Annotated in this window: 22 protein-coding genes, 1 tRNA gene and 1 other RNA gene; 19 read left to right on the top strand and 5 right to left on the bottom strand. The window is 64.2% G+C overall.

What is annotated here, in order from left to right; all coding sequences use genetic code 11:
- Nucleotide 1: 1 nt before the first annotated feature.
- From ssrS to ilvD, 4 genes are all read right to left on the bottom strand, one after another.
- Nucleotides 2–182: non-coding RNA, 6S RNA (gene ssrS, locus ACYQ4Z_RS08245), on the bottom strand.
- Nucleotides 183–188: 6 nt separating this feature from the next.
- A complete protein-coding gene (locus ACYQ4Z_RS08240; RefSeq protein ID WP_219972186.1) occupies nucleotides 189–494 on the bottom strand; it encodes a cell division protein ZapA in 306 nt (101 codons plus the stop codon).
- Nucleotides 487–729: a hypothetical protein gene (locus ACYQ4Z_RS08235; protein ID WP_219972184.1), complete on the bottom strand. Its 243-nt coding sequence runs from the start codon at nucleotides 727–729 to the stop codon at nucleotides 487–489. The genes ACYQ4Z_RS08240 and ACYQ4Z_RS08235 overlap by 8 nt, the downstream gene beginning before the upstream one ends.
- A 1-nt stretch (nucleotide 730) precedes the next feature.
- On the bottom strand, nucleotides 731–2,581 hold the full coding sequence (gene ilvD / locus ACYQ4Z_RS08230; RefSeq protein ID WP_459860637.1) for a dihydroxy-acid dehydratase: 1,851 nt from the start codon (nucleotides 2,579–2,581) through the stop codon (nucleotides 731–733).
- A gap of 64 nt (nucleotides 2,582–2,645) precedes the next feature.
- Between ilvD and lgt the strand changes: the two genes are divergently transcribed.
- A complete protein-coding gene (gene lgt / locus ACYQ4Z_RS08225; protein WP_459860636.1) occupies nucleotides 2,646–3,455 on the top strand; it encodes a prolipoprotein diacylglyceryl transferase in 810 nt (269 codons plus the stop codon).
- On the opposite strand, the gene ACYQ4Z_RS08220 is transcribed toward lgt, so the two are convergent.
- Nucleotides 3,412–4,128, bottom strand: coding sequence for a fumarylacetoacetate hydrolase family protein (locus tag ACYQ4Z_RS08220; protein WP_219972179.1), 717 nt, complete (start codon nucleotides 4,126–4,128; stop codon nucleotides 3,412–3,414). The two genes, lgt and ACYQ4Z_RS08220, sit on opposite strands and share 44 nt — an antisense overlap.
- Nucleotides 4,129–4,196: 68 nt before the next feature.
- On the opposite strand from ACYQ4Z_RS08220, the gene ACYQ4Z_RS08215 reads away from it, so the two are divergent.
- The 18 genes from ACYQ4Z_RS08215 (at nucleotide 4,197) to ychF (ending at nucleotide 20,184) form a co-directional block, all read left to right on the top strand.
- Nucleotides 4,197–4,604 (top strand): Fur family transcriptional regulator, encoded by a 408-nt coding sequence (locus ACYQ4Z_RS08215; protein ID WP_231999983.1) that lies wholly within the window; start codon nucleotides 4,197–4,199, stop codon nucleotides 4,602–4,604.
- 13 nt (nucleotides 4,605–4,617) lie between these two features.
- Nucleotides 4,618–5,388 carry a metal ABC transporter ATP-binding protein gene (locus ACYQ4Z_RS08210; RefSeq protein WP_459860635.1) on the top strand — a complete coding sequence of 257 codons (771 nt, stop codon included), beginning with the start codon at nucleotides 4,618–4,620 and terminating at the stop codon, nucleotides 5,386–5,388.
- Entirely contained in the window at nucleotides 5,388–6,269 is an 882-nt protein-coding gene (locus ACYQ4Z_RS08205) for a metal ABC transporter permease (RefSeq protein WP_219972178.1), read from the top strand. Before ACYQ4Z_RS08210 ends, ACYQ4Z_RS08205 begins: the two co-directional genes overlap by 1 nt.
- Nucleotides 6,270–6,304: 35 nt before the next feature.
- On the top strand, nucleotides 6,305–7,363 hold the full coding sequence (locus ACYQ4Z_RS08200; RefSeq protein ID WP_459860634.1) for a metal ABC transporter substrate-binding protein: 1,059 nt from the start codon (nucleotides 6,305–6,307) through the stop codon (nucleotides 7,361–7,363).
- A gap of 107 nt (nucleotides 7,364–7,470) precedes the next feature.
- Complete coding sequence (locus tag ACYQ4Z_RS08195; RefSeq protein ID WP_459860633.1) at nucleotides 7,471–9,153, top strand: tetratricopeptide repeat protein; 1,683 nt, start codon at nucleotides 7,471–7,473, stop codon at nucleotides 9,151–9,153.
- A gap of 3 nt (nucleotides 9,154–9,156) precedes the next feature.
- Nucleotides 9,157–11,967 carry a hydrogen gas-evolving membrane-bound hydrogenase subunit E gene (mbhE, locus tag ACYQ4Z_RS08190; protein ID WP_459860632.1) on the top strand — a complete coding sequence of 937 codons (2,811 nt, stop codon included), beginning with the start codon at nucleotides 9,157–9,159 and terminating at the stop codon, nucleotides 11,965–11,967.
- Nucleotides 11,964–12,314 carry a Na+/H+ antiporter subunit C gene (locus tag ACYQ4Z_RS08185; RefSeq protein WP_119335687.1) on the top strand — a complete coding sequence of 117 codons (351 nt, stop codon included), beginning with the start codon at nucleotides 11,964–11,966 and terminating at the stop codon, nucleotides 12,312–12,314. The genes mbhE and ACYQ4Z_RS08185 overlap by 4 nt, the downstream gene beginning before the upstream one ends.
- Nucleotides 12,311–13,948 carry a monovalent cation/H+ antiporter subunit D gene (locus ACYQ4Z_RS08180; protein ID WP_459860631.1) on the top strand — a complete coding sequence of 546 codons (1,638 nt, stop codon included), beginning with the start codon at nucleotides 12,311–12,313 and terminating at the stop codon, nucleotides 13,946–13,948. Before ACYQ4Z_RS08185 ends, ACYQ4Z_RS08180 begins: the two co-directional genes overlap by 4 nt.
- Nucleotides 13,945–14,463: a Na+/H+ antiporter subunit E gene (locus ACYQ4Z_RS08175; RefSeq protein WP_119335689.1), complete on the top strand. Its 519-nt coding sequence runs from the start codon at nucleotides 13,945–13,947 to the stop codon at nucleotides 14,461–14,463. Before ACYQ4Z_RS08180 ends, ACYQ4Z_RS08175 begins: the two co-directional genes overlap by 4 nt.
- The gene (locus tag ACYQ4Z_RS08170) at nucleotides 14,460–14,750 is read left to right on the top strand and encodes a K+/H+ antiporter subunit F (protein ID WP_119335690.1); all 291 of its coding nucleotides are present in this window, start codon (nucleotides 14,460–14,462) and stop codon (nucleotides 14,748–14,750) included. Before ACYQ4Z_RS08175 ends, ACYQ4Z_RS08170 begins: the two co-directional genes overlap by 4 nt.
- Before the next feature lie 9 nt (nucleotides 14,751–14,759).
- Entirely contained in the window at nucleotides 14,760–15,116 is a 357-nt protein-coding gene (locus ACYQ4Z_RS08165; protein ID WP_219972172.1) for a Na+/H+ antiporter subunit G, read from the top strand.
- The gene (locus ACYQ4Z_RS08160) at nucleotides 15,113–15,778 is read left to right on the top strand and encodes a lipoprotein insertase outer membrane protein LolB (protein WP_219972170.1); all 666 of its coding nucleotides are present in this window, start codon (nucleotides 15,113–15,115) and stop codon (nucleotides 15,776–15,778) included. The genes ACYQ4Z_RS08165 and ACYQ4Z_RS08160 overlap by 4 nt, the downstream gene beginning before the upstream one ends.
- Nucleotides 15,775–16,701, top strand: coding sequence for a 4-(cytidine 5'-diphospho)-2-C-methyl-D-erythritol kinase (gene ispE, locus ACYQ4Z_RS08155; protein WP_219972168.1), 927 nt, complete (start codon nucleotides 15,775–15,777; stop codon nucleotides 16,699–16,701). Before ACYQ4Z_RS08160 ends, ispE begins: the two co-directional genes overlap by 4 nt.
- Nucleotides 16,679–16,755: transfer RNA gene (locus ACYQ4Z_RS08150), tRNA-Gln, on the top strand. Before ispE ends, ACYQ4Z_RS08150 begins: the two co-directional genes overlap by 23 nt.
- Nucleotides 16,756–16,807: 52 nt before the next feature.
- Nucleotides 16,808–17,758 (top strand): ribose-phosphate pyrophosphokinase, encoded by a 951-nt coding sequence (locus tag ACYQ4Z_RS08145; RefSeq protein ID WP_119335694.1) that lies wholly within the window; start codon nucleotides 16,808–16,810, stop codon nucleotides 17,756–17,758.
- Nucleotides 17,759–17,827: 69 nt separating this feature from the next.
- The gene (locus ACYQ4Z_RS08140; protein ID WP_459860630.1) at nucleotides 17,828–18,442 is read left to right on the top strand and encodes a 50S ribosomal protein L25/general stress protein Ctc; all 615 of its coding nucleotides are present in this window, start codon (nucleotides 17,828–17,830) and stop codon (nucleotides 18,440–18,442) included.
- A 39-nt stretch (nucleotides 18,443–18,481) separates the two neighbouring features.
- Nucleotides 18,482–19,099 (top strand): aminoacyl-tRNA hydrolase, encoded by a 618-nt coding sequence (gene pth, locus ACYQ4Z_RS08135; RefSeq protein ID WP_219972165.1) that lies wholly within the window; start codon nucleotides 18,482–18,484, stop codon nucleotides 19,097–19,099.
- Nucleotides 19,096–20,184 (top strand): redox-regulated ATPase YchF, encoded by a 1,089-nt coding sequence (gene ychF / locus ACYQ4Z_RS08130; RefSeq protein ID WP_119335697.1) that lies wholly within the window; start codon nucleotides 19,096–19,098, stop codon nucleotides 20,182–20,184. The genes pth and ychF overlap by 4 nt, the downstream gene beginning before the upstream one ends.
- Nucleotides 20,185–20,186: the final 2 nt, after the last annotated feature.

Genomic DNA, 20,186 nt, shown 5'->3' with positions numbered 1-20,186 from the left:
AAAGAGCCCCGCAGCGCCGATCCGGCTGTGTGACCTGAACCTGCGGTTCAGGAGGGTCGCGTTCCCGTCACCATCAGGCACGTACACGGGGCACATGCACACAGGCGACGTCTGGGTCGGCGACCAATCGTCACGTTATTGGTTCAAGGATCGTACAGCTTTCTCGAACGCCGCAGGGAGTACCCGGTTCAGCGCGGCAACGGCGGCTGCCCCTCTGCCAAGAGCCTGTCGAGCCGCGCACCCATACGCTCGATTCTACGCTGAAACCCGGCGATGTCAAACCCCCCTTGCCGTTGCGTGCGAATGAGTTCCGTTGCGATCTCGAACGCCGCCCAAAGAAGCAGCTTCTCTCCGCTCAACCCCTCGCCGCTCAGACGCGCGAGCCGCTCGTCGAGGAGGCGCGCCGCGTCCCGCAGGAGCGGCGCGTCCGCTTCGTCACACGTCAATCGGTAGGTCTTGCCGCGCAGTGTCACCTCGACCCGAACTTCAACCATCGTCACGCTCCTTACGCGCAAGCCACGCCGCCAGCTCACCACGCAGCGCCGCAACCCGTTCTTGCTGTTTGGCCACTTCGGTGCGCGCCGTGGTCACAGCCGCTTGGAGACGGCGGTTCTCTTGTTGCAGTGCAGCCACCTGAAGCCGCAGTTGCGCGTTCTCCTGCCGCGACGCGGTCAGTTGTTGCGCCAGTAACTCGATTCTCTGCTCGAGCCCGGCGAGCAATTGCTCCATCTCAACGCTCCACTTGCGTGACATCCCGAACCGCACCGGTATCGGCGCTGGTCGTGAGTGCGGCGTAGGCACGCAGCGCGGCCGAGACCGGGCGATTGCGTGCTACCGGCTTCCACGCGTTCGCGCCGCGCGCTTCCATCGCGGCACGGCGCTTTGCGAGCGTCTCGTCGCTCACCGCAAGATGGATCCGCCGGTTGGGAATATCGATCTCGATCGTATCCCCCTCCTCGACGAGCGCGATCGGGCCGCCACACGCCGCTTCGGGCGAGACGTGGCCGATCGAAAGCCCCGAGGTTCCGCCCGAAAAGCGGCCATCGGTGATGAGCGCACAGACCTTGCCCAACCCTTTCGATTTGAGGTAACTCGTGGGGTAGAGCATCTCCTGCATGCCCGGCCCCCCTTTCGGCCCTTCGTAGCGGACCACTACGACGTCGCCCGGCACGATCTGGTCGGAAAGGATCGCCTCGACCGTCGCCTCTTGGCTTTCGAAGACCCGTGCCCGGCCTTTGAAGACCCAGATCGACTCGTCGACCCCCGCGGTCTTGACGATGCACCCGTTCGGCGCGAGGTTCCCGTAGAGCACCGCAAGCCCACCGTCTTGGGTGAACGCATGGACGCGATCGCGGATCACGCCGCGCGCGCGGTCGAGATCGAGCTCAGGGTAACGGTTTGCCTGCGAAAAGGCTTTCGTGGTCGGGATCCCGCCCGGCGCAGCGCGGTAGAAACGGTGCACCTCAGGATCGTCGGTCTGTTTGACGTCCCACTGCGCAAGCGCCGCTTGGAGCGTTGGGCTATGGACCGTTGGCACCGAATCGTCCAAAAGCCCCGCACGCTGCAGTTCGCCCAGAATGCCCATCACGCCGCCGGCGCGATGCACGTCTTCGATATGGACATCGGGCACCGCGGGCGCCACTTTACAGAGACACGGAACTTTGCGGCTGATGCGGTCGATATCGGCCATCGTAAACGGGACGCCCGCCTCAGACGCCGCCGCCAGCAGGTGCAGCACCGTGTTGGTGCTGCCGCCCATCGCAACATCGAGCGCGATCGCGTTTTCGAACGCGGCAAAGGTTGCGATCGAGCGCGGAAGCACGGTTTCGTCGTCCGCTTCGTAATAGCGTTTAGTCAACTCGACGATCCGCTGCCCCGCCTCGCGGAAGAGCCGCTCGCGGTCAGCGTGCGTGGCCACGAGCGTGCCGTTACCCGGTAGCGCCAGCCCCAACGCCTCGGTCAAACAGTTCATCGAGTTCGCGGTGAACATCCCCGAGCACGAACCGCAGGTGGGGCAGGCGCTCCGTTCGATCGCGGCCACCTCTTCGTCGCTTGCCTGGTCTTCGGCCGCTTTGACCATCGCATCGACCAGGTCGAGCGCCACCGTCTTGCCCCCGATCGTCACTTTCCCCGCCTCCATCGGACCGCCGGAGACGAAGATCGTTGGGATGTTGAGGCGCAGCGCCGCCATCAACATGCCCGGGGTGATTTTGTCACAGTTGGAGATGCACACCAGCGCATCCGCGCAGTGGGCGTTGACCATGTATTCGACCGAATCGGCGATGAGCTCCCGGCTTGGCAGCGAATAGAGCATCCCGCCGTGCCCCATTGCAATCCCGTCATCGACTGCGATCGTGTTGAACTCTTTGGCGATACCGCCCGCTTTGACGATCTCTTCGGCGACGATCCGACCCAGGTCGCGCAGATGGACGTGCCCCGGGACGAATTCGGTGAAGCTGTTGGCGATCGCGATGATCGGTTTGCCGAAATCGCTCTCTTTGACGCCGGTAGCGCGCCATAATGCGCGGGCGCCTGCCATGTTGCGCCCATGGGTCGTCGTGCGCGAACGGTACTGCGGCATGGTGCTCTCCTGCTTCAAGGCTCTGACTTTGGCGTATTCTAACGCTTTTGCGGCAGGAAGCGCGATGGCACTCGTCTTTCCCGAAATCGACCCGGTTGCGATCTACCTGGGTCCGCTCACCGTCCGTTGGTACGGCCTCATGTACCTGGCTGGTTTTGCGGCGTTCTATTGGCTGGGGCTTCGCCATGCGAAACGGCTCAGGGTAACCGACGTGTGGTCCCCAGAGCGCCTGGAACAACTCCTCACCGCAGGCGTAGTCGGCATCATCGTCGGCGGCAGACTGGGCGAAGTGCTCTTCTACCAACCCGCCTACTACTTTACCCATCCCCTCGAGATCGTCGCGATCTGGAAAGGGGGGATGAGCTTCCACGGTGGGTTGCTCGGCGCGATCGCCGCGATGCTCTGGTACGCGCGCCGCACCGGTCAAAATTTTTGGCAGGTTACCGACTTCGTCGCCCCCCTCATTCCGCCTGGGCTGGGGTTTGGTCGTATCGGCAACTTCATCAACGGCGAACTCTGGGGACGCCCTGCACCCGAAGGGCTGCCCTGGGCGATGATCTACCCCCACGTCGATGCGATTCCCCGCCACCCCTCGCAACTCTACCAAGCCTTCGGGGAAGGGATCGTTCTCTTTCTCTTCCTCTGGTGGTTTGCACGCCGACCGCGTCCCGCCGGAATGGTTTCAGCCGCGTTTCTCGTCGGCTACGGCAGCGTTCGCTTCCTCTGCGAATTTTTCCGCAACCCCGACCCCGGCATCTTCTCCGCGTTCGGCAGCCTTCTCACCACCGCGCAATGGCTCTCTTTGGCTATGGTGTTCGCAGGCGCCGTGCTCACCGCGTGGGCGCGTCACCGTCGGCAACCACCGTCATCGTGAAGCGCGCCACCCCCTCGACCTCAGCAGTCACGCGATCCCCCGCCACCACCGGCCCGACCCCAGCCGGCGTGCCGGTAAGGATGAGGTCCCCCGCAGCCAACCGCCAATAGCGCGAAAGGGTGGCGATCAACTCAGGGATCGACCAGATCATCTGCGCGATATCCCCCGCTTGGCGCAGCGTCTCATTGACCCAAAGGCGAACCGCGCCGCGGGTCAACGCCACACCTGGGCGCGGCACGAGCGGCGCAAGCGGCAGCGACGCGTCGAACCCCTTCGCCACATCCCACGGCCGCCCTTTGGCCTTCGCCGCACTTTGCAGGTCACGCCGAGTCATGTCGAGTCCGACGGTGTAGCCCCAGATCGCTTGCTCCGCCTCCACTACACTGAGATTGCGGCCGCCACGCCCCAACGCAACCACCAGTTCCACCTCGTGATGGACCTCTTCCGTCATCGGCGGATAAGGCCAGCACGCCGTCTCGTCGGTCACTGGAAAAACCGCGTCGTTGGGCTTCAGGAAGAAAAACGGCGCTTCGCGGTTCGGATCGGCGCCCATTTCGCGCGCATGATCCGCGTAATTGCGGGCGACACAGAAGATACGGCGAACGGGAAAAAGCCGTCCATCGGTCACGGGAACACACGCGACCCTCGGTTCGAACACCCAAGCGTTTGTCATCGATCGACTCCTTGACTCTTGACATACCCTGCACATGCAATAAAATTGCAAAAATGACACCTCATCCTATGCCACAAGACCCCATCGCGCAGACACTCGCCCGCTATGGCCGGGTCACCGCGGCACGGTGGTGGGCACTCGCTATCTTACGCGAAGCCAAGCAACCGCTGACGCCAGACGAGCTTTTCGCGGCAACGACTGCTGCGACTCCCAAAGCGCCCGACCGGGTCACGGTCTATCGGGCGCTCGACTGGCTCGTCGCGAAAGGGTTGGTGCGGCGCATCGCCGCAAGCGACCGTGCCGCCCGCTTCGAAGTCGCGAGCAACAACCCGGCGCACGCCCACTTTCTCTGCACCACGTGTGGACGCACTTGGTGTCTTCCACCCCACCCCACGCCGTGGCCGCCACTGCCCGACGGTTTCGTTCCGCGCGAAGCGGAGCTCGTGATCCGCGGCCAATGCGCGCACTGTCACTGATCGGTTTTCCGCGATGAACCCGCCCGATACCGCGCGCGAAGCATTGCACCTCGACAATCTCACCGCCGGCTACGACCGCCACCCCGCGATACACCACCTTACCGCAACGATACCAGCGGGCAGCCACGTCGCGGTGCTCGGCCCGAACGGCGCGGGGAAATCGACACTGCTCAAGGTGATCGCCGGAGTGTTGCCCCCGATCACGGGCGCGGTCCACCTCCCGGAAACGTGGCGCGGTCGCGTCGCCTACTTGCCGCAGCACCCCACGTGGCGCGTCGATTTTCCGCTTTCGGTCTTCGACGCGGTTGCGCTTGCGCTCTGGCCCGAGGTCGGTTGTTGGCGGCCGCTTCGACGCGACGAACGCAACCGCGTCCACGCCGCGCTCGCCGATATGGGACTGACGCCACTTGCGAAACGTCCGGTCGCGGCGCTCTCGGGCGGACAGCAGCAGCGGGTGCGCTTTGCGCAGCTGCTCGTGCGCGATGCGAAACTGATCCTCCTGGACGAACCCTTCACCGCGATGGACGCGCAGACGACCGCCTGGGTGCGCCAAATCCTTGCCCAGTGGCGGGAACGCGGCGTGACGGTCTTGGCGGTTCTACACGACGAAACGATCGCGCGCAGCGACTTTCCATGGACGATGCTGCTTGCGCGGGAGCTGGTTGCGTTCGCGCCAACCCAGACGATCGACTGGCACGCATGGCGACGCCGCGCCGCGCAACCGATCGCACCGCGCGACGATGCGCCGTGGTGCGCCGATGCACCTGCCGCGGAGGGGGTGTGATGGCCTTCACCGCACCATGGGAAGCGATCACTTTGCTGCTGACGGACCCGTGGTTGCGCCAGGCGTGGCTGGCGCTGGCCGTTGCCGCGCTCGCGGCGGCGCCGTGCGGGGTGCTGCTGGTCACCCGCCGCATGAGTCTGATGGGCGACGCGATGAGCCACGCGATCCTGCCCGGTGTCGCTACCGGTTACCTGCTTGCCGGGTTTTCGCTGCCCGCGATCACCGTTGGCGGCCTCGTCGCCGGAGTAGCCGTGGCGTGGGCGGCCGGGTGGGCGAGCCGCAACACGGCACTTTTCGAAGACGCGACGCTTGCCGGGTTTCAACTCTCGGCGCTCGCGCTTGGGATCCTTTTGATCACGGCACAAGGCAACCCCACCGACGTGATGCACCTTCTCTTTGGTTCGGTACTGGCGCTCGACCGCGCCACGCTCGGTTTCATCGTCGGAACCGCTGCGGTGACCCTGCTCACGCTCGTTGTCTGTCGGCGCGCGATCGCGTTCGAATGGTTCGATTCCGAGACCTTGCGCCGCCTCGACCCGCGCGCGTCGGCCCGCACCTACTACCTCACCCTCGCGGTGATCGTCGCGATGATGGTCGCGGTCTTCCAAGCGCTCGGCGCGCTCTTGGGACTTACGTTGTTGATGCTGCCGGCGCTGACCGCGCGTTTGTGGGCGAATCGTTTACTGCCGACTTTCGTCACTGCCGCCTCGATCGGCGCCGCCGGCAGCACCATCGGGCTCTGCGCGGCGCTTGCCGGCGATTGGCCACCCGGCCCCGCGGTTGCGGCGACCCTTTCACTGGGTTACCTCGTTTCGCTCTTCTTTGCCCCGTACGGTCTGTGGCGACGCCGCCACCCGTCGCCCAAACACCGCGTGGCATGACGCCCGAATCGCACGACTCAACGGGAGTACAGAAAATGTATAGAAACGAACACGACCGCGGCGCCCCCACGCGCCGCCATTTTCTCGCCTATTGTGCGCAGTGGTTGGGCGCGCTGGCAACCCTGCCGCTTGCGAACCCATCGCGCGCACAAGCCCAGCGCACGCCACAACCCCTCATCGTCGCGAGTCACCCGATCGTTGCCGACTGGGTACGCAATCTGGTTGGCACGCACGCGGCGGTGCAGGCGATCGCACAACCCCAACAAGATCTGCACAGCATCACGCTGCACCCTGCGCATCTTCCCCTTCTGCGGCAAGCGGTGACCATCGTCACGATGGGGCTGGGCACCGACACCGCGTTCGTGCGCGACTGCGCTCGACTCGTACCCGACACCCCGCGCCTTGCGCTTGGCGATCTGCTTGCGCCGCAACGGCGCTTGCTCCGTCCCACCGGCATCGCGCCCGACCACGATCACGATCACGATCACGCCGATAGCCATGACCACACACAGGATCGCGATCCCGACAACACGCTGGAGCACGGCCAGCACGACGATCACGCAACCCAATACGATCCCCACTTTTGGCTCGATCCCGAACGGGTTGCCGAGGCCCTAGCGCAGGCACTCCCAAACCTCATCACCCGCATCCCCAGCGCGCAGCAGTCGATCACCGCGCACGCGCACCCTTACCTGGAGGCGCTGCGCGCGCTGGCCGCGGACGGGCGTACCCGTCTGGCCGACCTGCCCGCCACGCACCGCAAGGCGTTCGTGCTGCACGACGCCTACCGCTACCTCAACGCCGCGTTCGGTGTCGAACTGATCGGTATCGACACCGTGGTGCCGCACGGCGAGGTCACTGCGCAACGCCTGCTCGAACTCAAGGCACGCGCAGCACGCGAAGGAATTCGCATCCTCTTCACCGAAGCCCATCGCACGAGCCGGGTGGCGCAAACTTTCGCACAGCGCCTGGGCCTTGCCGTCGCGGGTCCCCTCTACGCCGAAACCTTTGCGCCCTCTCCTGGGCCCGCGACCTATCTCGATCTGATGCGTCACAACCTGGCGACGATCGCCGCCGCGCTGCGCACTCAGTGAGCGCGCGAACCCTTTCGCGACGCGCGCACGAACGCAGAGCCCGGGGTGCGGGAACCGTGGCGATCTTTTGCTATCCTATCGGCAACCCGATTCGATCGAGAAACCCGATGACGCTTCGCGCGCTCTTGACCTTGCTATCGACGGCTCTGCCCTTGGCGTACGCCCCGTTTGCCGCGGCGCAAAGCGACACCGCACCAGCCACCCCTGCTTCGCCCGACGCCACCGCGGAAATTCGCGTCGAGCCGTTGCGCACCCCGCTCGACGGCGATTTCGTCTTCGCGTGGCTCGTCGGGGAATTGGCGCTCCGAAACGGGCAGTGGGGGCAAGCGCTCGAAGCCTACGAGCGCGCGGCCGAAGCGCAACCGATCCCCGCCGTGCTCGACCGCTGGGCGCAAACCGCGCTCCTGGCGGGCGACGCAGCCCAGTTCGAACGCATCCTCACGCTTTGGCAATGGCTAGCGCCGGACGACGCGCGGCTTCAGCAACTCGCTGCGCACCGCGAACGGCTGAACGCCCGTTTCGAAGCGCAGATCAGCGAACGGATCGCCGAGATCCTGAAAAAGGACCCCGATCAGCGCGAACGCAATCTGCTGGGGCTTCCCGCTGCGTTGGCCGAGTTGGGTAACCCGACGCAGATCCTGCGCTTGATCGAAAGAGCGGTTGCGCCCTACCGCGAAGAGCCGGCGGCGCACCTGATCGTCAGCGAGGCCGCACGGCAAGCGGGTGACCTCGACCGCGCGTGGGCTGCTGCGCAAGCGGCGGTGGCGTTGCGTCCCGACTGGCCACCGGCGCTCGCGCAACTCGCGCAGGTGGCGCTCGACCGTTTTGCTCCGGAACTGGCGATTCCGATCCTCGCGCCAGCGCAGGAACGCCAACCCGAAGCGCTCACCGTTACCTTGGCGCTCGCGGCGTTGCTCGCCGAAACCGACCACCCGGAGCGGGCGGTTGCGCTGCTTGCGCCGTGGGTCGAGCGCGGTGTGACCGACCCCCGGCTGATCGACGCGCTGGCAACTTTTGGGGCGCAAGGGATCGAACCCGAACAGTGTGCTCGGTGGCTTTTGCGCCTTGCCAAAGAGCGCCCGGAAGCGCGCCTCAAAGCGGCACAACTGTGGCTTGCCCGCGAACAACCGCGACGCGCCCTTCGTCTCCTTGCGCAGCGCGCGCTGCCCGGCAACCTTGCCGAATCGGCTGCCGCACTCACGGCGCAAGCGCTGGCACGGCTGGGGCGGGTCGACGAGGCGTTGTCGCGCTTGGAAGCACACGCCCCCCTCTCAGGCGTGGATGCGGCACTGCGCGAAGCACGCTTGTGGCAAGAAGCGAAGCAGTGGGAAGCGTCACGTGCCGTGCTCATCGACGCACTTACGACGTTTGGCGATGTGCCGCAACTTCTCTACGACTACGCGATCCTGCTCGAACGGATGGGCGCGCGCGACAGCGCCGAAGGGTATTTGCGTAAGCTTTTGGCGATGCGGCCATTCGACGTCCATGCGATCAACGCGCTCGGCTACCTGCTTGCCGACGCGAACCGGTCGCTCGACGAAGCCGAACGGTTGCTGCGCCTGGCGCGCGCCCTCAAGCCGAACGACGGGTTCATCATGGACAGCGAAGGGTGGTTGCGTTTCCGGCAACGGGACTACCTGGCCGCGCGCCGTCTGATCGAAGCCGCGTGGCGGCGCGCGCCAGACCCGGAAATCGGCGATCACCTCGTCGCCGTGTACCAAGCGCTTGGCGACGAAGCGCGTGCCGCTGCGTGGCGCAAACGCCTGGCGCGGCAATTTTCGGGGCGCTAACCGATGCTGACGTTGGTCATTGTCCTCCCTCTGCTTTTCGGCACCACGGCGTGCGCGTGGGCGGGGGCGCGGTTTGGGAAACGGGCCGCGGCTGTCAGTGCCGCTGCAGTCGCGATACTGGCGCTGGGCCTGTTGCTGACCCTAGCGGCACCCATCTGGGCGGGGGGTGCCGTGACCGAAGCGGCGCAGTGGGTCCCCTCACTGGGGCTCAACTGGCAACTGCGCGCCGACGCGTTGAGCCTCTTCTTTGCTACGTTGATCCTGGCAATCGGGCTTTTGGTGATCACCTACGCCAGCTACTACCTCGGCCCCACAGATCCGCCCGGGAAGTTCTACGCGACGTTGATGCTCTTCATGGCCGCGATGCTCGGGATCGTGCTCGCGGACAACCTGCTGCTGCTCGTCGTCTTCTGGGAGCTCACCAGCCTTTCGTCGTTTCTCTTGGTCGGCTACTGGAACGAGCAGACGCAAGCGCGGCGCGGCGCAAGACAAGCGCTGATCGTCACCGGTGTAGGCGGTGTGGTTCTGGCGGCTGGCGCGCTGCTCCTAGGCGAAATCGGCGGCACCCACCAGATCAGCGCGTTGCTCGCGCAAGGTGGCGCGTTGCAGAATCATCCGCTCTTTTCGTGGGCGCTTGTGATGGTGCTGATCGGTGCGGTCACGAAAAGCGCCCAGTTTCCGTTCCACTTCTGGCTGCCCGACGCCATGGCCGCCCCGACGCCCGTTTCGGCGTACCTCCATTCGGCGACGATGGTCAAAGCGGGGCTCTTCCTCCTGCTGCGTCTGCACCCACTTTTTGCCGGTTCGAGCCTATTCGAAATGATCGCATTACCGGTCGGTTTGGCAACCCTGACGCTCGGCGCCGTCATCGCAATCTTCAAACACGACCTCAAGGGGCTCCTTGCCTATTCGACGATCAGCCACTTGGGGTTGATCATGACGATGATCGGTCTGGGTACCGTCGAAGGGGTGGTCGTGGCGGTCTTTCATATCTTCAACCACGCGTTGTTCAAAGCAGCCCTCTTCATGAGTGCCGGAATCGTCGACCACGAAACGGGGTCACGTGATTTGCGCCACGTAAACGGCATGATGCGCTATCTACCGTGGACCGGTCTCTTTGCGATCATCGCCGCAGCGGCGATGGCTGGAATCCCCTTTTTCAACGGTTTCCTGTCCAAAGAGCTCTTCTTCACCGCGACACTCACCGCGCCCCACCCGCTCGTCCCGATCCTCGCAACGGCTGCGGCAGCCGCAAGCGTCGCCTACTCGTTCCGTTTCATTCACGATACCTTTTTCAACGGCGAACCGGGGCCACTACCCAACCCCCACCCGCACGAACCGGCGTGGGGCATGCGGGCGCCCGTGGTGCTCCTTGCGCTCCTTTGCGTCCTCTTCGGTGTGATGCCGTGGCTCGCCGAACCGCTGATCACGCGGGTTGCCGAAGCGACGGCCGGGTCAGCCGTGCCGGAACTTCACCTAGCGTTGTGGCACTATCCCGGGCTTCACGTCGCAATGAGCGGACTTGCGCTCGTCGGGGGCGGCATCGCGTACGCCCTTTTGATGACCAACCGCTTCCTCCATCGACTCGATATCGACCGTCTCTTCGGACGCCGCGCTGGCCGCTGGCTCTTTGCCGCTGCAATCGCTCGATTGGTGCGCGCCGCGGCTTGGATCACTCGCCGTACCGACACCGGCTCGCTCACCGTGATCGTTGCGCTCGTCTGGATGAGCGCGCTCGCGCTCCTCTATTTCACCGTACCGTGGCCGAAAACGATTAACACCCCAGCAGTCCCGGAACCTTCGTTCGCGACACTGCTCGTTGCGTTCCCGCTCTGGTTGCTCGTCGCGCTTTCGGCGGGTGCGCTGCTCTTCTGGCATGCGCGCCGAACCGTCGCGGTGCTTCTGACCGGCGTGATCGGACTGGTGAGCGCCGTGGCGTTTGCCCTGCTGTCCGCGCCCGATCTGGCGATGACGCAGATCGCCGTCGAAGTGGTGAGCACCGTGTTGCTGTTCCTTGCGCTCTCGTTCCTACCCAAACGCACCCCGGCGATCCCGTTTCGGCGACGCTTCCTGCGCGGTGCGATCGCCGTCGCTGCGGGCGTCACCGTCGGCGTGTTGGCTTGGTGGCTGCTGGTGACGCCGCGCGAATCGATCAGTTGGTACTTCTTGGCCGAGGCGCTTCCCGGCGGAGGCGGCCGCAACGTCGTCAATGTGATTCTCGTCGATTTCCGCGGCTACGATACCTTTGGCGAGATCACCGTGCTCGGGGTCGCCGCGTTGGGCGCGTGGGCGCTCTTTGTCGGCGCGTCACGGGCACAGGATCGCGCCCGACGGACACCACAGTGGATCGAACCCCATTCCCACCTTCTGCGCGTCGCAACGACCGTGATGCTGCCCGCGGCGCTTCTTTTGAGCATCTATCTGTTCTTGCGCGGCCATAACCAACCGGGCGGCGGGTTCATCGCCGGGTTGGTCACCGCTGCAGCGCTTCTGCTCGTCTATCTCGCGCACGGGTTTGCCGCGGCAAACCAATTCGTGCGCACCCAAGACGGTTGGCGGTTCGCACGCACGGTGGGCGCTGGGATCGCGATCGCAGCCGCCACGGGCGCCGCTGCGTGGGCGTTTGGACGCCCCTTCCTCACCAGCGCACACGGTCACCCACACCTGCCGCTCTTAGGCGAACTCCCGCTTGCCTCGGCAGCACTCTTCGACCTTGGCGTCTATGTCACGGTGGTCGGGGCAACGCTGTTGCTCCTTGCCACTTTGGCTGCGGGTCGCCGCAATGACCGCAAAACCGAGGAGATCGAACGATGACGCTGGAAGGATTGGTTGCTTCGGCGATTGGGATCGTCACCACCGTAGCCGTCTACCTGCTCTTGCAACCGCGCGCGTTTGCCACGGCATTGGGCTTGACACTGCTCAGTTACGCGGTCAATATGTTCATTTTCGTCGCGGGTGGGCTCTGGATCGACGCACCCCCTGTTCTCGACGCGGGCCGCCGACTTAGTGCCGACCCGCTACCACAAGCGCTGATCCTGACCGCGATCGTGATCGGCTTTGCCACCACCGCTTATCTGCTTGCGTTGGCGGTTCGCCGTTTTGCGGTCACGGGTGACGAGCGCACGCACCTTACCCCGAAGCACACGGAGGACGCGCGGTGAGCAACGCTGCAACCGCCCTCTTCACCCATTTACCGATCCTGCTGATCGTTTGGCCGCTGGGGTGGGGGATCCTTTTGCTCCTCGGCGCTGCGCGCAGCAGCGACCATCCGCCGGGGAGCGACCACCCCGAAACGTCGTTACGCCGCGAGCGCTGGCTCAGTTTGAGCGGTGCGGCGATCACCCTGCTGGGGGCGTCGCTGCTTTCCTGGGATGCCGCGCACGGTGCGATTCGCGTCTATTCGTTGGGCGACTGGCCCGCGCCATTTGGAATCGCGTTGGTCTCGGATCGCCTGTCCGCTCTTTTTCTGCTGCTCACCGCTGTGGTCGCGGGTAGTGCCTTGGCGTTTGCGATCGGCAGTTGGGACCACCGCGGTCGGGCCTTCCACCCCCTGTTCCATATCCAATGGGCTGGACTCAACGGCGCGTTCCTCACGGGCGACATTTTCAACCTCTTCGTCTTTTTCGAAGTACTGTTGATCGCCTCGTACGCGTTGCTCACCCACGGTCTTGGACAGGCACGCTTGCGGGTCGCGTTTGGGTATGTGGTCGTAAACCTCACCGCATCGGCACTCTTTCTCTTGGGGTTAGCGCTCATCTACGGCGCTTACGGTAGCCTCAACCTTGCCGATCTTGCGCAACGCACGGCGGCGCTTGCCCCGCAACCCCTCTTTTTGGCGCGCGCGGGTGCCACACTGCTGCTCGTCGTCTTTGCGATCAAGGCCGCTGCCGCACCACTCTATCTGTGGCTTCCCACAGCGTACAGTGCGGCGTCACCGCCCGTTGCCGCGCTCTTTGCAATCATGACCAAGGTCGGCATCTACGCGATCATTCGCGTCCATTGGGCGGTCTGGGGCGGTGAGTCGGGCGTTTTGGGTAGCGCGGCGTTTGCGTTGCTGCTTCCCGTAGCGATCGTCACGGGATTGCTGGGTGTTGCCGGGGCGCTTGCGGCCCGCACCCTTTCGCGGCAGATCGCGTTCTTGACCGTCGCGTCGGTGGGCACGATCCTCATCGGCGTCGCGTTGGCCACCCCGAAGGGAATCGCTGCCGCACTCTTTTACCTCGTCCACAGCACGGTCACCGTCACGCTCCTTTTTTTGGTCGTTGCGCTGGTCGCCGCACAACGGGGTGAAATCGGGGACGTGATCCAACCTGCGCCTGCGTTGCGCGATCCGGTTGCGCTCGGTCTCCTCATGCTGCTCGCTGCCGCTTCTGCGATCGGCATCCCGCCCCTTCCGGGTTTTTTGGGCAAACTCTACCTGCTGGAAGCGAGCCTGGACCGCCCGGGGCAAGGCGCCGTGTGGCTCACGCTCATCGCAGTGGGCGCACTCACACTGATCGCGCTCGCCCGTGCAGGGGTGACCATCTTTTGGCATACCCACCCGAAGCGCATCACGGTCTGGCCCGCCGGTGACAGTCGCGTGCTCATGCAGCCGGTCGTGGCGCTGGTCGTTGTCGTCGCCGCGATGACGCTGTGGGCAGAACCGCTCTACCGCTTCACCTACGCCGCAGCGGTTCAGGCTGCCGACCAGACGGCATACGCACGCGTCGTCTTGGAGCGCGTGCACTTTTCGGCCCCGTGGACGCGGCCTTATGACGGCGTCCTTCCCCAGACCGAACCACCGGAGGTGCCATGACCCCCGCGACGATCCCACCGCGCTGGTTCCCTGCGCCGATCCTTTCGCTACTCCTGGCTGGCGCGTGGTTGCTGCTCAACCACAGCGCGAGCCCGGCCCATCTCGTTGCAGCGTGCGTTCTGGGGTGGGGGATTCCGTTTTGGCTTCGACCGCTTTTGGGGACCCGTGCCACCATCCGCTGGCTGCCTGCATTGCGGTTGGCGGCGATCGTCCTCTGGGATATCGTGGTCTCGAACGTCCGCGTAGCGCGCCTGGCGCTCAGCCCCACCGCCAAACCGCGATCGGCGTGGCTGGTGTTGCCGCTTCGCACCGATCACGCGCGCGCAAACGCCCTGTTGGCAACGATCGTCACCAACACGCCCGGAACGGTTTCCGTGGCGTTTGCCGAGCGCTCGCTCCTCATCCATGTACTCGACTGCGCAGACCCAGCGGCAGCACTCCACGAAATCGATACCCGCTACCAACTGCCGCTCATCGCGATCTTTTCGCTCGATATTGAGGAGACGCCCCAATGACGCCCGCTTTCTCGCCCTGGCTCAACACGCTGCTCGACGGTGCGCTCTTTGTCCTGATGCTCACCCTCGTTTTGGTCGCCTGGCGGCTGTGGCGCGGACCGGACGCGGTCGATCGTCTGTTGGCGTTGGACACGCTCTACCTCAACGCCGCGAGCCTGCTTCTGGTTTGGGACCTGCGGCACCATACGCCGCTGCTTTTCGAAGCCGCGTTGATGATCACCGCGCTCGGCTTCGTCGGTACCACCGCTGCAGCGCGGTACCTGGCCCGCCACGCCGTGATCGAATAGGAGCGTCGAATGGTTTCGCAAGCGTGGGAATGGCTGATCGCCGGATGCGTGCTCGCCGGTACGTTCTTCACGTTCGTCGGCGCGATCGGCCTCAATCGCTTCCGGGACGCCTTCCAACGGCTGCACGCGCCCACCAAAGCATCGACGCTGGGGATCGGGATGCTGCTGATCGCGTCGATGATCGCTGCATGGCAAGAGGGGCGTCCCGGTTTTGCCGAACTCCTCATCACACTCTTCGTCTTCCTCACGGCGCCGGTCTCGGCGAGCCTGCTTACGCAAGCCGCGATCCGGCGACGGTGCAAAGGTGGGCCTCCGGCAAGCGCCGCCCCTGAGACGCCGCAACAGACAGAGAGGGAAGGGCTATGAATCGTCAGGGAAGCGACCGGTTAGGCACGTCGCTCTTTGGGCTTACGCGGCTGCGGCTTGCCTGGGCGGTGCGCGTCCGCTGGCGCGTGGCGCTGCTTGGATTGCTCGCAACCGGAATCGCCGGCTGCTCCTCCTTCCCTTCCCCGCCCCCGCGGCGCGTGGACAGCACGTCCCCCGCATCGGTTGCCGCGATACCGGTGCGCTTTTACGTCGAAGGGCGTTTTGCGGCGCAACACGAAGCGGAAGGGATCTCGGGCCGTTTCGTCTGGCAACGAACCGCACCCCATCAGGAGACGTGGCAACTCCTCTCCCCCACGGGAAACGAAGTCGCACAGCTTACCGTAACCGGCCACGACGCGACGCTCACCGTCCCGGGGCAACCGTCACGCACTGCGCCAAACCCCGAAACGCTCGTCGAACCGCTTCTTGGTTTTGCCCTTCCGCCGTGGACGACCTGGCGCGCCGCGCTTTGGGGCTGGCGCCCGGTCGATACCAATCCCCCCGCCGTCGAGCCGGTTGCGCACGAGTCGACACACGCGCTCGGTTGGACCTGGCGGTGGTCTGATCGTGATCCGAACGGGTGGCCACGCCGAATCGAAATCAGCCGCGGCGATACCCGTCTGATACTCGTCGTCGAGACGCGGCAAGGCAGCGAATCATGACCTTTGCACACCAACAGCCAGAGCCCCTCATCCCAGTACCACCCCAGGGCACCGGCACCGTTCGCGTCCCGGCGCCAGCCAAGATCAACCGATTTCTGCACGTGGTCGGGCGCCGTAACGATGGGTACCACCTGCTGCAAACCCTCTTTCAGCTAATCGACTGGTGCGATTGGTTGACGATCACGCGCCGTGACGACGGCCGAATCGTCCGCGAACTGCCGCCCAATAGCCCGGCAGAACTGGCCAAACTGCCACCGGAACGCGATTTGACCCTTCGCGCCGCGCATTTGCTGCGCGCGCGGTTCGGCCACCCCGAATGGGGCGCGACGATCCGTCTGGAAAAGCACCTTCCGCTCGGTGGCGGCCTTGGGGGCGGAAGCAGCGATGCCGCGACAGTGCTCTTGGCGCTCAATCGACTCTGGGGACTCAACCGCTCGCGCGAAACGCTGTGTGCGCTGGGTGCCGAACTTGGTGCAGACGTCCCGTTTTTCCTCTTCGGCGAAAGCGCGTTTGCCGAAGGAATTGGTGAAAAGCTCACCCCGTACCCGCTCCCGACCGAGACGATCTGGATCCTCGACCCTGGAGTCGCGGTCGCTACCGCATCGATTTTTGCCTCCCCCCTCTTGACACGCGATACGCCTTGTTGCACAATAACGGCTCTCGCGCACGCTACGCTGAGAAACGATTTGGAGCCGGTTGCGCGCGCACTTCACCCGGAAGTCGATCGCGCCTTGCAGTGGCTCGCTCAGTTTGGTGACGCACGGATGTCCGGTTCAGGCGGTTGTTGTTTTGTAGTAACCCATGCGCGCCTGCCGGATCCGCCGTTCGGCGCACTCAAGCGTTGCCGGACGTTGGCGCGTCACCCATTGTGGCTGTGGGCGGAACCGAATTCCAGTTTTTTGGGGAGTCGCCAAGCTGGTTAAGGCACCGGATTTTGATTCCGGCATTCGAGGGTTCGAATCCTTCCTCCCCAGCCATTTCGTCGCGGGTAGGCTGTAAGCCTACCCGTTTTACTTGATGAGGGTGAAAATGCCACGCGGCAGTATGATGGTCTTTACCGGCAACGCCAACCCGAAACTCGCGTCAGACGTGGTTCGGCGTTTGGGGATCCCTTTGGGTTCGGCTGTTGTCGGTCGCTTTTCCGACGGCGAGATCAACGTCGAGATCCTCGAAAACGTCCGCGGACAAGACGTCTTCATACTCCAACCGACGTGCACGCCCACCAACGACAATTTGATGGAACTGGTGGTGCTTGCCGATGCGCTGAAGCGCGCCTCTGCGTGGCGCATCACCGCCGCGATCCCCTACTTCGGTTACGCCCGGCAAGACCGTCGCCCGCGTTCGGCACGCGTTCCGATCACTGCGAAAGTGGTCGCGAACATGCTGCAAGCCGTCGGCGTTCAAAGGGTGCTCACCGTCGATCTCCACGCCGATCAGATCCAGGGCTTTTTCGACATTCCGGTCGACAACATCTACTCGACGCCGGTTTTGATCAACGACATAGAAAAACAGCGCCACGACAATCTGACGGTCGTCTCACCCGACATCGGCGGTGTGGTGCGCGCGCGTGCTTTCGCGAAACGGCTCGACTGTGACCTGGCGATCATCGACAAACGGCGCCCGAAAGCGAACGTGGCCGAAGTGATGAACATCATCGGCGATGTCAAAGGGCGCACCTGCGTGATCGTCGACGACATCGTCGATACCGCCGGCACCCTCTGTAAAGCTGCGGCTGCGCTCAAGGAACACGGCGCCGAACGGGTGATCGCCTACTGCACCCACCCGGTCCTTTCTGGCGCCGCGCCCAGCCGGATCGGCGAATCGGTACTCGACGAACTCGTGGTCACCGATACGATCCCGCTCAAAGAGGACGCGCAATCGTGCGCTAAGATCCGTCAGATCACGATCGCACCGCTTCTTGCCGACACGCTACTGCGCATCAGCAACGAAGAGTCGGTGAGTTCGCTTTTCACCGAATGAGGTTTTGGGAAGCACCTCGTCTGCTGGTCGCGGCGGCGAGGTGCGGTTTGTCACTGTAAGGAGCGTATCATGCAATTCAACCTCAAAGCCCAGCGTCGCGACGACCAGGGTACGCGTGCGAGCCGCCGCCTGCGTCGCGCGGGTCTCGTCCCCGCGATCGTCTACGGGGGCAATCAACCAGCGCAACCGATCGCGCTCGACCACAACGAGCTCTACCACCTCTTGGACAACGAGGCGTTCCATACTGCGGTGATCACGCTGGAAATCGACGGCACCCCGACCTCGGTGCTGTTGCGTGACGCGCAATACCACCCCTTCAAGCCGATCGTGCTCCATGCCGACTTTCAGCGCGTGGCGGCTGACGAAGTGATCCACATCAAAGTGCCGTTGCACTTCGTCGGCGAAGCGGAATCGCCCGTCGTGAAGCTCCACCACTGTATCGTCAACCACGTCTTGACCGAACTCGACGTGCGTTGCTTGCCAAAAGACATCCCCGAGTACATCGAGGTCGACCTCTCGCAGCTCGAACCGGGCCATTCGGTGCATGTCTCCCACATTACCCTTCCGGCAGGGGTCACGGTGGTGAGCCATGGCGAAGAGGATCCGGTCGTTGCCACCGCCGTGAAAGTTTCCAGCGGGGAAACCAGCGGTGAGGGTGAAGTGGAAGGCGAAGGCGAAGCGTAACTCACCTTCTTTCCTTTCCCTTTCGATACGCGTCGCGGCATGAGTGGTCACCCAATTCCTCCGCAATTGGTCGTTGGGTTGGGTAACCCCGGCCGCGAATACGAAGCGACGCGCCACAACATCGGTTTTTGGTGGGTAGACCAGTTGGCGCGCACGTTGTGCGCAATTTTTCACCCAGAAGCGCGCTTTTTCGGTGAAGTTGCGCGCTCCGGCACGCTGCGGCTGCTCAAACCCACCACCTTTATGAACCGCTCCGGGCAAGCGGTCGCGGCATTGGCGCGCTTTTTCCGCATTCCTCCGGAAGCGATCCTCGTCGTTCATGACGAACTCGACCTCCCGCCCGGACGCGCCCGCCTCAAATTCGGCGGCGGCACGGCGGGCCACAACGGCTTGAAAGACATTCGCGCGCAATTGGGCAGCGACCGTTTCTGGCGGTTGCGCCTGGGCATCGGACACCCCGGCGACCGCAGCCAAGTGGCGAACTACGTCCTCCATCCGCCCCGCGCCGAGGAGCGGGCGCTGCTTGAGCAGGTGCTCACCGATACGCTGGCCTGTTGGCCCTTGATTGCTCGTGGCGACTGGTCGCGGGCGCAGCAACGGATCCATGCGTTGGCACCGCCCACCCCCTCGCTCACGCCCCAGGAGAACCGGTCATGAAATGTGGCATCGTCGGATTGCCCAACGTTGGAAAATCGACGCTCTTCAACGCGCTCACCAAAGCGGGTATCGAAGCGGCAAATTACCCCTTCTGCACGATCGAACCGAACGTCGGCGTCGTGGAAGTTCCCGATCCGCGCCTGAAGCAACTGGCCGAAATCGTCAAACCGCAACGCGTGGTCCCGGCGATCGTCGAATTCGTCGATATCGCGGGCTTGGTCAAGGGGGCATCACAAGGAGAAGGGCTTGGCAACCAATTTTTGGCCAATATCCGCGAAACCGATGCGATCGTCCATGTCGTTCGCTGTTTCGAAGACAGCAACATCGTCCACGTCTCAGGTAGCGTCGATCCCCTGCGTGACATCGAAGTGATCGACACGGAACTGGCGCTTGCCGACCTTGCCACGGTCGACAAAGCGCTCAACCGCTACCGCAAACCGGCGCAAGCGGGGGACAAAACAGCGAAAGCACTCGTACCGGTCTTGGAACGGTGCCACGCGCAACTCGATGCCGGCCGCCCCATTCGCGCCCTCGCGTTGAGTGACGAAGAGCGGGCGCTGCTCAAACCCTTCTGCCTGCTGACCGCAAAACCGGTCCTCTACGCCGCGAACGTCGACGAACACGGTTTCGGTGACGACAACCTCCACCTGCGGGCCGTTCGCGAACACGCTGCGCAAGAAGGGGCGCAAGTGGTCGCAATCTCTGCAGCGATCGAAGCGGAGATCATCGAACTGCCCGACGAAGACAAAGCAATCTTCCTCGAAGAGATGGGGATGAGCGAGCCCGGGCTCAACCGCTTGATTCGGGCGGCGTACCGGTTGCTGGGCCTACACACCTTTTTCACCGCGGGCGTCAAGGAGGTCCGCGCCTGGACCATTCCGATCGGCGCGACCGCGCCGCAAGCCGCCGGCGTAATCCACTCCGACTTCGAACGCGGTTTCATCCGCGCGCAGGTAATCGCGTTCGACGACTTCATCCGCTACCGCGGCGAAGCGGGGGCACGGGAAGCGGGTAAAATGCGCGCCGAAGGCAAAGAGTACGTGGTACAAGACGGGGACGTGATCCACTTCCTGTTCAACGTCTAACC

The organism is Hydrogenophilus hirschii, assembly GCF_054656675.1.
Note: the sequence above shows the minus strand (reverse complement) of the source record. Positions and strands in the feature narration are given on the sequence as shown.

Coding starts and splice junctions, on each gene's coding strand:
- ychF (WP_119335697.1), top strand. CDS start 19,096: ATGAAATGTGGCATCGTCGGATTGCCCAACGTTGGAAAATCGACGCTC.
- ispE (WP_219972168.1), top strand. CDS start 15,775: ATGACCTTTGCACACCAACAGCCAGAGCCCCTCATCCCAGTACCACCC.
- ACYQ4Z_RS08205 (WP_219972178.1), top strand. CDS start 5,388: ATGGCCTTCACCGCACCATGGGAAGCGATCACTTTGCTGCTGACGGAC.
- ACYQ4Z_RS08215 (WP_231999983.1), top strand. CDS start 4,197: ATGCCACAAGACCCCATCGCGCAGACACTCGCCCGCTATGGCCGGGTC.
- ACYQ4Z_RS08145 (WP_119335694.1), top strand. CDS start 16,808: ATGCCACGCGGCAGTATGATGGTCTTTACCGGCAACGCCAACCCGAAA.
- ACYQ4Z_RS08195 (WP_459860633.1), top strand. CDS start 7,471: ATGACGCTTCGCGCGCTCTTGACCTTGCTATCGACGGCTCTGCCCTTG.
- pth (WP_219972165.1), top strand. CDS start 18,482: ATGAGTGGTCACCCAATTCCTCCGCAATTGGTCGTTGGGTTGGGTAAC.
- ACYQ4Z_RS08185 (WP_119335687.1), top strand. CDS start 11,964: ATGACGCTGGAAGGATTGGTTGCTTCGGCGATTGGGATCGTCACCACC.
- ACYQ4Z_RS08235 (WP_219972184.1), bottom strand. CDS start 729: ATGGAGCAATTGCTCGCCGGGCTCGAGCAGAGAATCGAGTTACTGGCG.
- ACYQ4Z_RS08220 (WP_219972179.1), bottom strand. CDS start 4,128: ATGACAAACGCTTGGGTGTTCGAACCGAGGGTCGCGTGTGTTCCCGTG.
- ACYQ4Z_RS08210 (WP_459860635.1), top strand. CDS start 4,618: ATGAACCCGCCCGATACCGCGCGCGAAGCATTGCACCTCGACAATCTC.
- ACYQ4Z_RS08160 (WP_219972170.1), top strand. CDS start 15,113: ATGAATCGTCAGGGAAGCGACCGGTTAGGCACGTCGCTCTTTGGGCTT.
- mbhE (WP_459860632.1), top strand. CDS start 9,157: ATGCTGACGTTGGTCATTGTCCTCCCTCTGCTTTTCGGCACCACGGCG.
- ACYQ4Z_RS08170 (WP_119335690.1), top strand. CDS start 14,460: ATGACGCCCGCTTTCTCGCCCTGGCTCAACACGCTGCTCGACGGTGCG.
- ACYQ4Z_RS08140 (WP_459860630.1), top strand. CDS start 17,828: ATGCAATTCAACCTCAAAGCCCAGCGTCGCGACGACCAGGGTACGCGT.
- lgt (WP_459860636.1), top strand. CDS start 2,646: ATGGCACTCGTCTTTCCCGAAATCGACCCGGTTGCGATCTACCTGGGT.
- ACYQ4Z_RS08175 (WP_119335689.1), top strand. CDS start 13,945: ATGACCCCCGCGACGATCCCACCGCGCTGGTTCCCTGCGCCGATCCTT.
- ACYQ4Z_RS08200 (WP_459860634.1), top strand. CDS start 6,305: ATGTATAGAAACGAACACGACCGCGGCGCCCCCACGCGCCGCCATTTT.
- ACYQ4Z_RS08240 (WP_219972186.1), bottom strand. CDS start 494: ATGGTTGAAGTTCGGGTCGAGGTGACACTGCGCGGCAAGACCTACCGA.
- ACYQ4Z_RS08165 (WP_219972172.1), top strand. CDS start 14,760: ATGGTTTCGCAAGCGTGGGAATGGCTGATCGCCGGATGCGTGCTCGCC.
- ilvD (WP_459860637.1), bottom strand. CDS start 2,581: ATGCCGCAGTACCGTTCGCGCACGACGACCCATGGGCGCAACATGGCA.